General features: G+C 72.9%; 9 protein-coding genes. 3 read left to right on the top strand and 6 right to left on the bottom strand.

Translation table 11 applies throughout. The features are described 5' to 3' along the window. Positions 1-112 precede the first annotated feature (112 nt). On the bottom strand, positions 113-1,606 hold the full coding sequence (gene rpsA, locus GHR20_RS26930; protein ID WP_111582477.1) for a 30S ribosomal protein S1: 1,494 nt from the start codon (positions 1,604-1,606) through the stop codon (positions 113-115). Positions 1,607-1,843: 237 nt separating this feature from the next. Here rpsA and GHR20_RS26925 point away from each other — a divergent pair, with 237 nt between their 5' ends. Together GHR20_RS26925 and GHR20_RS26920 are read left to right on the top strand one after the other, a co-directional pair. Beyond that, positions 1,844-2,815: a class I SAM-dependent methyltransferase gene (locus GHR20_RS26925; protein ID WP_243878140.1), complete on the top strand. Its 972-nt coding sequence runs from the start codon at positions 1,844-1,846 to the stop codon at positions 2,813-2,815. Positions 2,816-2,873: 58 nt separating this feature from the next. Further along, positions 2,874-5,591 carry an ATP-dependent helicase C-terminal domain-containing protein gene (locus tag GHR20_RS26920; RefSeq protein WP_153814626.1) on the top strand — a complete coding sequence of 906 codons (2,718 nt, stop codon included), beginning with the start codon at positions 2,874-2,876 and terminating at the stop codon, positions 5,589-5,591. On the opposite strand, the gene GHR20_RS26915 is transcribed toward GHR20_RS26920, so the two are convergent. The 5 genes from GHR20_RS26915 to polA all read right to left on the bottom strand — a co-directional run bounded on the left by GHR20_RS26915 (position 5,581) and on the right by polA (position 12,339). Next, positions 5,581-6,573 carry a DUF3068 domain-containing protein gene (locus GHR20_RS26915; RefSeq protein WP_111582476.1) on the bottom strand — a complete coding sequence of 331 codons (993 nt, stop codon included), beginning with the start codon at positions 6,571-6,573 and terminating at the stop codon, positions 5,581-5,583. The genes GHR20_RS26920 and GHR20_RS26915 overlap by 11 nt on opposite strands. A 22-nt stretch (positions 6,574-6,595) precedes the next feature. Beyond that, complete coding sequence (locus GHR20_RS26910) at positions 6,596-6,730, bottom strand: SPW_0924 family protein (protein WP_111582475.1); 135 nt, start codon at positions 6,728-6,730, stop codon at positions 6,596-6,598. A 162-nt stretch (positions 6,731-6,892) separates the two neighbouring features. After that, positions 6,893-8,671, bottom strand: coding sequence for a lytic transglycosylase domain-containing protein (locus tag GHR20_RS26905; protein ID WP_153814625.1), 1,779 nt, complete (start codon positions 8,669-8,671; stop codon positions 6,893-6,895). Between the two features lie 310 nt (positions 8,672-8,981). Then, positions 8,982-9,383 (bottom strand): hypothetical protein, encoded by a 402-nt coding sequence (locus GHR20_RS26900; protein WP_153814624.1) that lies wholly within the window; start codon positions 9,381-9,383, stop codon positions 8,982-8,984. A gap of 229 nt (positions 9,384-9,612) precedes the next feature. Continuing rightward, on the bottom strand, positions 9,613-12,339 hold the full coding sequence (polA, locus tag GHR20_RS26895; protein ID WP_153814623.1) for a DNA polymerase I: 2,727 nt from the start codon (positions 12,337-12,339) through the stop codon (positions 9,613-9,615). Positions 12,340-13,185: 846 nt separating this feature from the next. Here polA and GHR20_RS26890 point away from each other — a divergent pair. Next, on the top strand, positions 13,186-15,489 hold the full coding sequence (locus GHR20_RS26890; RefSeq protein WP_153814622.1) for an FdhF/YdeP family oxidoreductase: 2,304 nt from the start codon (positions 13,186-13,188) through the stop codon (positions 15,487-15,489). The last annotated feature ends 52 nt before the right edge of the window (positions 15,490-15,541 follow it).

Raw genomic sequence — 15,541 nt, 5'->3', positions numbered from 1 at the left:
CGCAGCGGCGCAAGCGGCGCACTACCGGACCACGCCGGGAAAACCCTGAGGGGCCCCACCTCGAAAGGTGGAGCCCCTCAGCAGCTACCTGCTAAGCCTCAGCGGCCTGCGTTCAGCTCTGGCCGCCGGCCAGCTTCTCGCGCAGTGCAGCCAGGGCCTCGTCCGACGCCAGGGCGCCAGAGGTGTCCGCACCCTCGGAGGAGTACGAGCCACCGCCGGTCGCGGCCGGAGCCGCAGCCTCGCCGCCCTCGGCCGCGGCAGCGGCGTCGGCCTCGCGGGACTTGATGACCTGCTGCTGGTGCTGCTCGAAGCGGGTCTGCGCCTCGGCGTACTGGCGCTCCCACTCCTCGCGCTGCTTCTCGTAGCCCTCGAGCCAGTCGTTGGTCTCGGGGTCGAAGCCCTCGGGGTAGATGTAGTTGCCCTGGTCGTCGTAGGACGCGGCCATGCCGTACAGGGTCGGGTCGAACTCGACGGCCGACGGGTCGGCGCCGAAGGACTCGTTGGCCTGCTTCAGCGAGAGGCTGATGCGACGACGCTCGAGGTCGATGTCGATGACCTTGACGAAGATCTCGTCGTTGACCTGGACGACCTGCTCCGGGATCTCCACGTGGCGCTCGGCCAGCTCGGAGATGTGGACCAGACCCTCGATGCCCTCGTCCACGCGGACGAACGCACCGAACGGAACCAGCTTCGTGACCTTGCCGGGCACGACCTGGCCGATCTGGTGGGTGCGGGCGAACTGCTGCCACGGGTCTTCCTGGGTCGCCTTCAGCGACAGGGAGACGCGCTCGCGGTCCATGTCCACGTCGAGGACCTCGACGGTGACTTCCTGGCCGACCTCGACAACCTCGGACGGGTGGTCGATGTGCTTCCAGGACAGCTCGGAGACGTGGACCAGACCGTCGACGCCACCCAGGTCCACGAAGGCACCGAAGTTGACGATCGAGGAGACCACGCCGGAGCGGACCTGACCCTTCTGGAGGGTCGTGAGGAACGTCTGGCGGACCTCGGACTGGGTCTGCTCCAGCCAGGCACGGCGGGACAGGACCACGTTGTTGCGGTTCTTGTCCAGCTCGATGATCTTGGCCTCGAGCTCCTTGCCGACGTACGGCTGGAGGTCGCGCACGCGGCGCATCTCGACCAGGGAGGCCGGCAGGAAGCCACGGAGGCCGATGTCGAGGATGAGACCACCCTTGACGACCTCGATGACGGTACCGGTGACGATGCCGTCCTCTTCCTTGATCTTCTCGATGGTGCCCCAGGCACGCTCGTACTGGGCGCGCTTCTTCGAGAGGATCAGGCGGCCTTCCTTGTCCTCCTTCTGGAGGACCAGGGCCTCGATCTCGTCGCCGACGGCCACGACCTCGTTCGGGTCGACGTCGTGCTTGATCGAGAGCTCGCGGCTCGGGATGACACCTTCGGTCTTGTAACCGATGTCGAGCAGGACCTCGTCCCGGTCGACCTTCACGATGACGCCGTCGACGATGTCGCCGTCGTTGAAGTACTTGATCGTCTCGTCGATCGCGGCGAGGAAGGCTTCCTCGTTACCGATGTCGTTGACCGCTACCTGCGGGGTGGTGGCGGTGGTCTCGGTGCTGCTCGTCATGTGGGAAAGGGCTCCGGTACGGACATTGAAGTCGTAGGTACTGCTTACGCCGGGAGCCTGTTTCGCTCTGCAGAAGCCGAACAGCCAAGGAAGCGCCACCTTTACGGACACCGGGTGCCCGGTGGCGCCTCGAAAACCGAGGGGACATACATACAGATGCGAGCGCAGCCTGCTACGTCTGAGGCGCGCAGGCCCGCAGCGCAACTTGTAGCATACGGGGGCAGCCGGAAAGGGTCAATGCGCGAAGGCGGACACCCGGGGCGGATCACCGTATACCCGGCACAAAATGTCCCGCAGAGCCGCGCGGCAGGGCTGTTCACCCCCGTCCGCGGCGTACCGCCGTCCGGTGGGTCGGGACGGAAGATTACGACGAGGGAGCCGATCATCCAAGAGTCCGAACGGCCCGAGCCCGAGGGGTTCGAGCCCGAAGCCACCCGCCGTGACGCCGACGTTTCGGAGAGCAGCCGGGCCAACCGGGGCTGGTGGGACCGCAACGCGGACGAGTACCAGGTCGAGCACGGCACGTTCCTCGGCGACGACCGCTTCGTGTGGGGCCCGGAGGGGCTGGACGAGGTGGAGGCCGAGCTGCTCGGGCCGCCGGAGGAACTGAAGGGCAAGGACGTCCTGGAGATCGGCGCGGGGGCCGCGCAGTGCGCGCGCTGGCTGGCCGCCCAGGGCGCTCACCCGGTGGCCCTGGATCTCTCGCACCGCCAGCTCCAGCACGCGCTGCGCATCGGCGGATCGTTTCCGCTGGTGTGCGCGGACGCGGGCGCGCTGCCCTTCGCGGACGGCTCCTTCGACCTGGCGTGCTCGGCGTACGGCGCGCTGCCGTTCGTGGCGGATCCGCGCCTGGTGCTGAGCGAGGTGCGGCGGGTGCTGCGGCCCGGCGGCCGGTTCGTGTTCTCGGTGACCCATCCGATCCGCTGGGCCTTCCCGGACGAGCCGGGTCCCGAGGGCCTGTCGGTGTCCGCCTCCTACTTCGACCGCACGCCGTACGTGGAGCAGGACGAACAGGGCCGGGCCGTCTATGTGGAGCACCACCGGACGCTGGGCGACCGGGTCCGCGACATCGTGGCCGCCGGGCTCCGCCTGGTGGATCTGGTGGAGCCGGAGTGGCCGGCCTGGAACAGCTCGGAGTGGGGCGGCTGGTCCCCGCTGCGAGGCGGCCTGATCCCGGGTACCGCCGTCTTCGTGTGCGAGCGGGACTGAAACCTCCCCGATCGGGGACGCGCGGGGCGGGTTCGGCCGTCGTACGACACTTATGGGCGTGATCCGTTATGACGCCCTGGACGCGCTGCCCGTGCGCTCCGCTCTGCCCGCCCTGACCGACGCGCTCGCGGCCGACGGGACCGCCGTGCTGGTGGCGCCGCCCGGCACCGGCAAGACGACGCTGGTTCCGCTGGTGCTGGCGGGGCTGGTCGGCGGCGGTCCGGCGCGGCGGGTCGTGGTGGCCGAGCCGCGGCGGATCGCGGCGCGAGCGGCGGCGCGGCGGATGGCGTGGCTGCTGGGTGAGCGGCCCGGCGAGAGCGTGGGCTTCACGGTGCGCGGCGAGCGGTCCGTGGGGCGGCGCACTCGGGTGGAGGTCGTGACCACGGGTGTGCTGCTCCAGCGGCTCCAGCGTGATCAGGAGCTGGCCGGGGTGGACGTCGTGGTGCTGGACGAGTGCCATGAGCGGCATCTGGACGCCGACACGGTGGCGGCCTTCCTGTGGGACGTACGGCAGGCGCTGCGGCCGGAGCTGCGGCTGGTGGCCGCGTCGGCGACCACGGACGCGCAGGGGTGGGCGCGGCTGCTGGGCGGGGCGCCGGTGGTGGAGGCGGCGGGGACCGCGTATCCCGTGGAGGTGGTGTGGGCGCCGCCGGCGCGGCCGGTGCGGCCGCCGCACGGGATGCGGGTGGATCCCGCGCAGCTGGCGCATGTGGCGTCGGTGGTGCGGCGTGCGCTGGCCGAGCGGGACGGTGACGTGCTGTGCTTCCTGCCCGGGGTGGGCGAGATCGCGCGGGTGGCCGGGCAGCTGGGCGCGCCGGCCGGGGTCGAGGTGCTCCAGGTGCACGGGCGGGCGCCGGCGGCCGTGCAGGAGGCGGTGCTGTCCCCCGGAGAGCGGCGGCGGGTGGTGCTGGCGACGTCGGTCGCGGAGTCCTCGCTGACGGTGCCCGGGGTGCGGGTGGTGGTGGACTCGGGGCTGGCCCGGGAGCCCCGGGTGGACCACGCGCGCGGGCTCAGCGGGCTGACGACGGTGCGGGCGTCGCGTGCGGCCGGTCGGCAGCGGGCGGGGCGGGCCGGGCGTGAGGCGCCGGGTGCGGTGTACCGGTGCTGGGCGGAGGCGGAGGACGGCCGGCTGCCGGCGTTTCCGGCGCCGGAGATCAAGGTGGCCGATCTGACGTCGTTCGCGCTCCAAACCGCCTGCTGGGGTGATCCGGACGCCTCGGGTCTCGCGCTGCTGGATCCGCCGCCGGGCGGTGCGATGGCGGCGGCGCGCGCCGCGCTGGCGGCCGTGGGCGCGGTGGACGCCGCGGGGCGGGCGACGGATCGCGGCGTACGGCTCTCCCGGCTCGGGCTGCATCCGCGGCTGGGGCGGGCGCTGCTGGACACGTCCGGGGCGGGGGCGGAGGTGGTCGCTCTGCTGTCGGAGGAGGTGCCGCGGGAGTACGGCGACGATCTCGCCGGCGCGTTGCGCTCCGCTCGGCGCGGGGGTGACGGCTACGCGGGGCGGTGGGCGGCGGAGGTACGGCGGCTGCGGTCCGTCTCGGCGGAGTTCTCCGGCCGGGACGACCGGGGCGTTCGTGGCGGCCGGGACGGCCATGGCGACGGGGACGGCCGTGGCGGCGGGCCGCGGGGGGACGCCGGGCCGGGAGCGGGTGGCCGGGCCGGGGGGCGTGGCGGGCGGCCGTCGGCGGGCGCTCCGGGTTCTCCGGCCGCCGCGTCCGCATCGGTGCCCGGCGCCCCGGGCCGTCCGGACGCCTCCGCGCCCGCCGTGGCTCGGGCCGATGCGGCCGGGCGATCCGGTGCCGGGGAGGACGGCCTCGTCGGGCTGGTGGCCGCGCTCGCTTTCCCCGAGCGGGTCGGGAAGCTGGACGGTGGGTCGTACCTGATGGTGTCCGGGACGCGGGCCGAGCTGGTGGAGGGGTCGGCGCTGCGGGGGGCGCCGTGGATCGTGGTGGCGGTGGCCGACCGGCCGGGCGGGAAGGGGCATGCCCGGGTGCGGCTCGGGGCCGCCGTGTCGGAGGAGGTGGCGCGGGCGGCGGCGGGCGCGGTGCTGGACGAGCGGGACGAGGTGCGCTGGGCGGACGGCGATGTCGTGGCCCGGCGGGTGGAGCGGCTCGGGGCCGTCGAGCTGGCGGTGCGGCCGTTGCGGGACGCCGCGCCGGAGCTGGTGCGTGCGGCGCTGCTCGACGGGCTGCGGCAGGAGGGGCCCGCGCTGCTGCGGTGGACGCCGGACGCGGAGGTGCTGCGGCAGCGGCTGGCGTTCCTGCGCGCCCGGCTCGGGGAGCCGTGGCCGGAGATGTCGGACGAGGCGTTGTACGCGCGGGCGGAACAGTGGCTGGAGCCGGAGCTGGGGCGGGCCCGGCGGCGGGCGGATCTCGCGCGGATCGACGCCGGGCAGGCGCTGGCGCGGCTGCTGCCCTGGGCGAGCGGGGAGGCCGGGCGCCTGGACGAGCTGGCGCCCGAGCGGATGACCGTGCCGAGCGGGTCCAGGATCCGGATCGACTACCGGGATCCGGAGCGGCCGGTGCTCGCGGTGAAGCTCCAGGAGATGTTCGGGCTGCGCGAGACGCCGTCCGTGGCGGGCGTGCCGCTGCTCGTGCATCTGCTCTCCCCCGCCGGTCGGCCCGCGGCCGTCACGGCCGATCTGGCGTCGTTCTGGCGGGACGGCTACCGGGCCGTGCGGGCCGAGCTGCGCGGCCGCTATCCCAAGCACCCCTGGCCGGAGGACCCGGCGGCGGCCGAGCCCACCCGGCACACCAACGCGCGGCTCAGGCGCTGACCGGCTCCGGTTCCGCCGTGTCGGCGGAGGCCGGGTCCCCGGGGCGGCGGGCGCGGGCCTCCAGGACGAGGGAGAGGGCGAGCAGGAGCAGGCCGAGGGTCAGGGAGCCCCAGGGGACGTAGGAGGTGAGCGCGAGGACGAGGGTGCGGTTGTGCTTGACGAGGGCGACCGTGTGCGCGACGTAGTCCGCGCGCATCTTCACGTCCCCGGCGAACGCGGTGACCTTGGCGCGTCCGCCGAGCAGGGTGCCGCCGCGCAGTTCCTCCTGGTGGCTCTCCTCGCCGTAAACGGGTGCGCCGGTGACCGGTTCGACCCAGAAGCGGCGCACGGTGGTGTACCAGCGGGTGGTGCCGGTCCTGGCGACGGTCTGCGGGGTGATGCCCTTGACCGGCATGGACTTGGGCATGGGGACCTTGGTCCAGGGGACGGTCTGCTCGAAGTAGTAGACCTTGAGGCCGTGGAACTCTCGGGTGCCCCGGTAGTGGATGGGGCTGGTGGTGCGGGTCTGCGCGTCGAAGTACTCGTAATCCCGTTTCCGGGTGAGGAAGGGCCACTTGAACTCGATGCCGTTCCGTCGGACCGGGTCGCCGTCGACCATCTCGCCGGTGGCGTGGACGGGGGCCTGGCTGTGCGCGTCGAAGATGTAGCGCTCGGGGACCTCGGAGACCATCGTGCCGTCGGGGCCCTGGACGTAGGACAGGGCGTTCCAGACGACGACCGGCCGGTGCGCGCTCTTCTCGATCTTCTCGGCGGCCGTCACATCGCCCTTGAGGGTCTGCACGATGGTGACCTGGGGGACCTTTTTCGCGCGCATGGTGCCGTAGTCGAGGAGGGTGGCGTTCCTGGCCTCCAGGACGACGTCCTGATACTGGTTCGCGGGGATCCGGGCCAGCCGCGGGAAGGCGTACCAGCGCGTCAGTGGCGACAGTGCCGCGCAGAAGACGGCACAGGCGAGCAGGATCAGGCTTGCCGTGCGGCGCATCGCGGCCTCCCTCCCGGGCGGGTTACGGATGTGCGGGGACCGTGGTCAGCAGCGGCTTCGGTGAGGTGCGGCCGGACGGCGCGCCGAGTGCGCCGATCGTGAGGACCAGGGCGAAGGCGAGGGCGAGGCCGGTCGCGGCGGCGATCAGGGCGCGCATGCGGGGCCTCCCGGTGGCGGTCGGTGTCCTGACGGTTTCTGATGCCGCGTCAGTTCCGGGCACCGTAGCAACGGGCGGGCGAGATGAGAACAGCGGTGCGCCCACGAACGACGGCGCCCTCCCCGCCGGAAGCGGGGAGGGCGCCGTGGGGGTCCGGTCGGCTCAGGTGCCGGCCGACGCGCTCGGGGACGGGGACGGGCTCGCCGTGGCGGTGCCGTCGGGGGCCACCGTCAGGAGGACGGTGAGGGTGCCGCCGCCGGGCGTGGTGACGCGCAGCAGGAACGTGCCGGTGGTGTCGTCCGCGTACAGCTTCGGCAGTGTCAGCAGGCCCTTGGCGTCCGTCTTCAGACCGGTGAGGGTGCGTACGGCCTTGCCGGTGGCGGCGTCCTTGAAGTAGGGGCCCTTGTCGTTCTCGGTGGCGTCGAGGGCGGACCTGACCAGGGTGGCGGTGGCGGCGACCTTGTCCGCGACGGCGCCCTTGTACGTCGCCTTCACCTGGATCCGGTCGGCGAACTCGCCGCCCGGGACGCAGGTCGGCACGGTGCCGCTGCCGGTGGTGGCGGTGAGGGTGTCGGCGGTGCGTTCGGTGACGGTCGCCTGGTAGTCCACGCCCTTGAGGGAGCGGCCCACGAGGGTGGCGGTGACCTTGAAGTCGCCGGTCTTCTCGCCCGCCTGGAGGGCGGGGGCCGTCGCGACGCCCTTGTTGTCGGTGGCGACCGTGGCCACGTCCTCGCCGCCGGTGAAGGTGGCGTCGGTGTCCCCGGAGATGGTGAACCGGATCCTGACCTTGGCCACGGCGGCGCCCGCCTTGGTCTCGGCGCGGGCGCTGATCGTCTGGGTGAAGGCGTCCCCGGCGGTCGCGGTGAGCTTGGCCGTGCCCGTGCCCGCCTTGTCCAGGTGGTCCACCGTGTCGGTGGGGGTGGGCGTGGTCGGGTCGGGCTTCCCGGGCGGCCGCGGGGCCGGGTCGCCGCCGTCCTGGCCGCCGCCGGGCTTCGACGGCGAGGGTGAGGGGCCCGGCCGGCCGCCCTGGTCCTTCGAACCCGGCTTGCCCTGGTGCGGGTCCGCGGGCTCGGCGGGGACGGACGGCGTGGTGCGCGGGGTGCCGTCGTCGCTGCGGCGGCCGGGCGCGGTGCCGGTGCCGTCGGGCACGGAGTAGGTGCCCTTGCTGTAGTACTCCATCCACGACAGGACGGTGTTCAGGTAGTCCTGCGAGTTGTTGTAGCCGAGGATCGCGCTGCGCAGATCGGCCGCCTGGGACAGGTCCCGGTCGCCGCGGCACAGGTAGTGGCCGGCGGCGAGGGCGGCGTCGTAGATGTTGTTGGGGTCCTTGACGCCGTCGCCGTTGCCGTCGCGGCCGGCCCAGGCCCAGGTGGACGGGATGAACTGCATGGGGCCCACGGCCTGGTCGTACTGGGCGTTGCCGTCGTACAAGCCGTGGTCGGTGTCCTGGATGAGCGCGAAGCCGTTGCCGTCGAGGACCGGGCCGAGGATCGGTCGCAGCGTCTTGCCGGTGGCGTCGACCTCGCCGCCGCGGGCCTGGCCGGACTCCACTTTGCCGATGGCGGCGAGGAGTTGCCAGGGCAGGTTGCAGCCGGGCTTGGAGCTGCGCAGCTCCGTCTCGGCCTTCTTGTAGGCGTCGAGGACCGTGGCGGGTATGCCGGCCTCGGCGGCGCCCTGGGCGACGGGGGTGCCGGTGCTCGGTGAGGGGCTCGGGTTGGGGCTGTTCAGGGGCGGCAGGTCCGTGTAGTACGGCGAGTTGCCCGTGGCATCGTCGCCGATGGAGTCCGGTACGGGGGCGGAGGCGCCGGCCGTCGTCTGTCTGCCGTGGTCCTCGCCGGTCGCTCCCGGAGCCTGGGACGCGGAGAGAGCCGCGACCGCTGCCGCGGCCACGGCGGTGGTCGCCGCCCCCTTGCGCAGCCGCCTGCCGATATGCGCCGCCATAGAGTGAACCCCTCCCAAGGACGCCCTGCGTCCGTATCCACGTGTGTGTCTCGCCCTGGTCTGACGTACGACCCGGCGTTCCGGTTGCCCCTGCGCGGCCCTTTCCCTGCGTGACGTGTCCGGCTCGTGCGCCCGGCACCGCGCCGCAGGCGACCCTACGGCAACTTGCTTTGCCGGGGCACCCGTTCATGCCCGATTTTCACCGGTTGGCCACCTGCCGTTGAAGTGGGCGCGCCGGGCGGTCGGCCAGGGCGGTGACAATGGCCCGCTGTTGAGTTGGGGGGAGGGGGAGGCTTGCGGGGGCCTGCCTCTAGCGGACGGCGCGCGGTCCGGGGTCGCGGGGGTCCTGGCGGGCCGGGCGTTCGGCGAGGGGGGCGACGAAGACCGTGAGGGTGGGACGGGGGCGGGATCTCGGGATCAGGGTGAGCGTGAGCGCGAGATAGCCGCGGACCAGATCGGTCCACTGGCGCCAGTCGTGGGCGCGGGCGGCGGCCCCGGTCCGGGCGGTGCGGTCCCTGAGGCCGCGCCGGACGTTCCGGGCGGCCCTGCGGACGGTCACGGCCGGGTCGGCGGGGATGCGGGCGGTGCTTGCGTCGGCCGCGAGGGCCGGGACCGGCGAGGCGGGCAGTGCCTGTGCCTGCGCCGAGGCGGTGTCCGCCCAGACCCGGGTGACTGCCTCGGGCGTCCGGCGGTGAAGCATGCGTATACCCATGCCCGCAGTTTTGCGGCTGCGGGGGGTGCGGGGCGTTTTGGCGGGGGCCACGTGAGTGACGGTCCCGCCGGGGGTTGAGCCGTCTTTGTGGTGCTGACGCGGAATGGCCGATTCCGGGTTGCGCGAGCCGAAGGGGGCGCCGTGTTCCGTCGGAATACGGCGCCCCCTTCACAGGTGCGGTCCAGGACAGGTGCGGTCCGGGTCGGTGGCTCCTGCGGTGGCGCGGCGGCTAGTGCGCGGCCGACTCCCAGTCCGGGCCCACGCCGACCGAGACGTCCAGGGGAGCCTTGAGGGTCACCGCGGCGGACATCTCCCGGCGGACGATCTCCTCGACTCGGGCGCGCTCGCCGGGGGCGATCTCCAGGACGATTTCGTCGTGGACCTGGAGCAGCATCCGGGACTTCAGGTCCGCGGCCCGCAGGGCGGTGTCCACCTTGAGCATGGCGATCTTGACGATGTCCGCCGCCGTGCCCTGGATGGGCGCGTTGAGGGCCATCCGCTCGGCGGCCTCGCGGCGCTGGCGGTTGTCGCTGTTGAGGTCGGGCAGGTAGCGGCGGCGCCCGAAGACGGTCGCGGTGTAGCCCGTGGCCCGGGCCTCGTCCACCGCGCGGCGCAGGTAGCCGCGGACCCCGCCGAAGCGCTCGAAGTACGCGTCCATCAGGGCGCGGGACTCCGCCGCCTCGATGTTCAGCTGCTGGGAGAGGCCGAACGCGGACAGGCCGTACGCCAGGCCGTACGACATCGCCTTGATCTTGCGACGCATCTCCGCGTCCACCGCGGCCGGCTCGACGCCGAAGACCTGGGAGGCGGCGGTGGTGTGCAGGTCCTCGCCGGAGGTGAACGCCCTGATCAGGCCCTCGTCCTCGGAGAGGTGCGCCATCACGCGCAGCTCGATCTGGCTGTAGTCGGCGGTCATCAGGGACTCGAAGCCCTCGCCGACCACGAAGCCGCGGCGGATCGCCCGGCCCTCGTCGGTGCGGACAGGGATGTTCTGGAGGTTCGGGTCCGTGGAGGACAGCCGGCCGGTCGCGGCCACCGTCTGGTTGAAGGTGGTGTGGATACGGTCGTCGGTCGCGATGGTCTTGATCAGGCCCTCGACCGTGACGCGGAGCTTGGCCTGCTCGCGGTGGCGGAGCATGATCACCGGCAGCTCGTTGTCCGTCTGGGTGGCGAGCCAGGCCAGGGCGTCGGCGTCCGTGGTGTAGCCGGTCTTGGTCTTCTTCGTCTTCGGGAGAGCCAGTTCGTTGAAGAGGACCTCCTGGAGCTGCTTGGGCGAGCCCAGGTTGAACTCGTGGCCCGCGGCCGCGTGCGCCTCCTTCACGGCCTGCTGCACCGCGCCCGCGAACATCTGCTCCATGGCGTCGAGGTGCGCGCGGTCCGCGGCGATGCCGTGCCGCTCCATGCGGGCGAGCAGGGCGGAGGTGGGCAGCTCCATGTCGCGCAGCAGATCGGCGGCGCCGACCTCCTCCAGACGCCCTTCGAACGCCTCGCCGAGGTCCAGGACGGCGCGGGCCTGGATCATCAGGGCCTCGGCCTCGGCGGCCTCGTCCGTGCCGAAGGCCAGCTGGCCGTCGGCCGCGGCGGCGGGGACCAGCTCGCGGTGCAGGTACTCCAGGGAGAGCGCGTCCAGGTCGAAGGAGCGCCGGCCGGGCTTGACCAGGTAGGCGGCGAGCGCGGTGTCCATGCGCACGCCCTCGATGCTCCAGCCGTGCTCGGCGAAGACGCGCATGGCGCCCTTGGCGTTGTGGAACACCTTGGGGCGCTCGGCGTCCGCCAGCCAGGCCGCGAAGGCGTTCTCGTCGGCCTCGTCCAGCTCCGCGGGGTCGAACCAGGCGGCCGCTCCCCCGGCCGCCGCCAGGGCGACCTCGGCGACCGAGCCGGTGCCCAGCGCCCAGGTGTCGACGGTGGCGACGCCCAAGGGCTGCGTGGCGTGCTCGGCGAGCCAGGAAGCCAGCTCGCCGGTGCGCAGCACGGTGCCGTCGATCTCGACGCCCTCGGTGGTGACCGGGGTGGTGTCGGTCTCCTCGGCTCCGGGATCGACGGCGAAGAGGCGCTCGCGCAGGGACGGGTTGCGGATCTCCAGGGTGTCCAGGACCAGCGAGACGCCCTTGCGGTCGTACGGCGCGCGCTCCAGGTCGGTGACCGCCTTCGGCAGCTCGACCTGGCGCTCCAGCTCGGTGAGGACCCGGTTGAGCTTGACCGACTCCAGGTGGTCGCGGAGGTTCTGGCCCGCCTTGCCCTTGACCTCCTCGGCCCGCTCGACCAGCTCGGCGAAGGAGCCGAACTGGTTGATCCACTTCGCGGCGGTCTTCTCGCCGACGCCGGGGATGCCGGGAAGGTTGTCGGACGGGTCACCGCGCAGGGCGGCGAAGTCGGGGTACTGGGCGGGCGTCAAGCCGTACTTCTCGAAAACCTTCTCCGGGGTGAACCGGGTCAGCTCCGAGACGCCCTTGGTCGGGTAGAGCACCGTGGTGTGCTCGCTGACCAGCTGGAAGGAGTCGCGGTCGCCGGTGACGATCAGTACGTCGAAGCCCTCGGCCTCGGCCTGGGTGGCGAGGGTGGCGATGATGTCGTCGGCCTCGAAGCCGTCGACGGCGAAGCGCGGCGCGTGCATCGCGTCCAGGAGCTCGCCGATCAGCTCGACCTGGCCCTTGAACTCGTCGGGGCTCTTGGAGCGGTTCGCCTTGTACTCGGTGAAGCGCTCGGAGCGCCAGGTCTTGCGGGAGACGTCGAAGGCCACGGCGAAGTGGGTGGGCGCCTCGTCACGCAGGGTGTTGGCCAGCATCGACGCGAACCCGTAGATCGCGTTCGTCGGCTGGCCCGTCGCGGTGGTGAAGTTCTCCGCGGGCAGCGCGAAGAACGCGCGGTAGGCCAGCGAGTGCCCGTCCATGAGCATCAGCCGGGGACGGGAGCCGCCGGGGGTCTTGTCGGTCTTCTTCGATGCTGTCTCTGCCACGCCACCGATCCTGCCACGCCCCACTGACACTCCGGACCGCGTGTGCCTCCGGCGGCCGGGCGGACGGTGCCGGCGGGGCCCGGTCCGGCGTCATCGGGCCCCATGGGTCGCCGCCGTCGCGCCCGCTCGCCGGAAGGCCACCGGCTGGGGAGAGCGACACATCGCGGGCGGCCCGGCGCCGGGCCCCGAGGGGGCGCTCGGCCGGGCCCCAAGGGGGCGCTCAAGGGCAGCGGGCGGCCGAGGACGGCCCAGGTCGCGGACCGGGCCGCCGACCGGCGCGGGCGGGGGCGCGGGCCGGGCACCGTCGCGGCGGGGAAGGGCGCCCCGGTCAGGCCGACCGATCGCCGCCGTCGCGCTTCACCGCCTCGCGGCGAATAAACCGGCGGCCCCGGGCGGAACAGACCGGAGCCCCGGGCGGAGACACCGCACGGGCAGCCCCCTCGGAGCCCCGGGGACGGCGGCTCACGAGGCGGCGGGGGCGGCGCAGGACGGTCCCGTATCGCCGCCGCGCCGGGTCACCGTCGGGCTTCCCCAGGTAAGCCGATCACCATCACCCGCTGACCAGCCTCCAGGCAAGCCCATCCCCGCCACCGCTTACCGCCCTCCAGGCGAGCCCATCCCCGCCCACCGCTCACCGCCCTCCCGGCCGAGAAACCCCACCCCACCGGCCGTCCCACGAACCCCGGCAAGCCGGACCCGCACGCCCCCGCCGCCGCGCCCCCACCCTCCTCCCTCGCTCCCTCCTCGCGCCCTCCCCGCCCCCCTGGAGCCGCCCGTTCCCCCTGTCAGTCCCCCGTGGGAGGATCGGCCTTGTACGTGGTACACGCAGTCGAAGGGGAGCGCGCGATGGCGACGAAGCCGCCCAAGGGTGATCCGGTGCAGGACGCGCCGCAGGTCGCGGAGCCGAAGCACGCGGCGGCGGGGTTGCCGGCCATCGGGCACACCTTGCGGATCGCCCAGCAGCAGATGGGGGTCCGGCGCACCGCGCTGACCCTGCTGCGGGTGAACCAGAAGGACGGCTTCGACTGCCCGGGCTGCGCCTGGCCGGAGCCGGAGCACCGGCACACCGCGGAGTTCTGCGAGAACGGCGCGAAGGCGGTGGCCGAGGAGGCCACCCTGCGCCGGGTCACCCCGGAGTTCTTCGCCGCGCACCCCGTCGCCGACCTGGCGGACAGGAGCGGGTACTGGCTGGGCCAGCAGGGGCGGCTCACCCATCCCATGTACCTCCCCGAGGGGGCGGCGCACTACGAGCCGGTCACCTGGGAGCGCGCCTTCGGCATCATCGCCGAGGAGATCGCCGCCCTCGCCTCCCCGGACGAGGCCGTCTTCTACACCTCGGGCCGCACCAGCAACGAGGCGGCGTTCCTGTACCAGCTCTTCGCCCGCGAGCTGGGCACGAACAACCTGCCGGACTGCTCGAACATGTGCCACGAGTCCTCGGGCTCGGCGCTCACGGAGACCATCGGCATCGGCAAGGGCAGCGTCCTCCTGGAGGACCTGTACCAGGCCGATCTGATCATCGTGGCGGGCCAGAACCCGGGCACCAACCACCCCCGGATGCTGTCCGCGCTGGAGAAGGCCAAGGCGAACGGCGCGAAGGTGGTCAGCGTCAACCCGCTGCCCGAGGCGGGCCTGGAGCGGTTCAAGAACCCGCAGACCCCGCAGGGCATGCTCAAGGGCGCCGCGCTCACCGATCTGTTCCTCCAGATCCGCATCGGCGGCGACCAGGCACTCTTCCGGCTCCTCAACAAGTTGATCCTGGAGACGGACGGCGCGGTCGACGAGGAGTTCGTGCGGGAACACACGCATGGATTCGAGGAGTTCGCCAAGGCCGCGGAGTCCGCCGACTGGGACGAGACGCTGGCCGCGACCGGCCTGAGCCGCGCGGAGATCGAGCAGGCGCTGGAGCTCGTGCTCGCCTCCGAGCGGACCATCGTCTGCTGGGCGATGGGCCTGACCCAGCACAAGCACTCCGTGCCGACCATCCGCGAGGTCGTCAACTTCCTGCTGCTGCGCGGCAACATCGGCCGGCCCGGCGCGGGCGTGTGCCCGGTGCGCGGTCATTCGAACGTGCAGGGCGACCGCACGATGGGCATCTTCGAGCGGCCCGCGCCCGCCTTCCTGGACGCCCTGGAGCGGGAGTTCGGGTTCGCGCCGCCCCGGGAGCACGGCTTCGACGTCGTACGGGCGATCCGCGCGCTGCGCGACGGCGAGGCCAAGGTGTTCTTCGCCATGGGCGGCAACTTCGTCTCCGCGTCCCCGGACACCGAGGTGACCGAGGCGGCGATGCGGCGGGCGCGGCTGACGGTGCACGTGTCGACGAAGCTGAACCGCTCGCACACGGTCACCGGCGCGCGGGCGCTGATCCTGCCCACCCTGGGCCGTACCGAGCGCGATGTGCAGGCGAGCGGCGAGCAGTTCGTGACCGTCGAGGACTCCATGGGCATGGTGCACGCCTCGCGCGGCCGGCTGGCGCCCGCGAGCACGCGGCTGCTGTCCGAGCCGGCGATCGTGTGCCGGATGGCGCGCGCGGTGCTCGGGGAGCGCAGCGTGGTGCCGTGGGAGGAGTTCGAGAAGGACTACGCGGCCGTCCGCGACCGGATCGCGCGGGTGGTCCCGGGGTTCGGGGACTTCAACGCGCGGGTGGCCAGGCCCGGCGGTTTCGCGCTGCCGCACGCGCCGCGCGACGAGCGCCGCTTCCCGACCGCCACCGGCAAGGCCAACTTCACCGCGGCGCCGGTGGAGTACCCCGAACTGCCCGAGGGGCGGCTGCTGTTGCAGACGCTGCGTTCGCACGACCAGTACAACACCACGATCTACGGTCTGGACGACCGCTACCGGGGCATCACGGGCGGCCGCCGGGTGGTGCTGGTGAACGCCGAGGACGCGCGTTCGCTCGGGTTCGCCGAGGGGACGTACGTGGATCTGGTGAGCGAGTGGCGGGACGGCGTGGAGCGGCGGGCGCCCGGTTTCCGGGTGGTGCTCTACCCGACGGCCCGGGGCTGCGCGGCGGCGTACTACCCGGAGACCAATGTGCTGGTGCCGCTGGACGCGACGGCCGACACCAGCAACACCCCGGCCAGCAAGTCGGTGATCGTACGCCTGGAGGCGCGCGCGGAAGGCCGTCTGGAACAATCGACGACCGACTGAGCGTTCGCTCAGGTCACGACAGATGTCAGGTCATGGCGGATGTCGGGTCACG

It is taken from the genome of Streptomyces sp. SUK 48 (assembly GCF_009650765.1).
GTDB lineage: Bacteria > Actinomycetota > Actinomycetes > Streptomycetales > Streptomycetaceae > Streptomyces.
The sequence above is the reverse complement of the archived record's forward strand: the minus strand, read 5'-3'. Positions and strand labels throughout refer to the sequence as shown.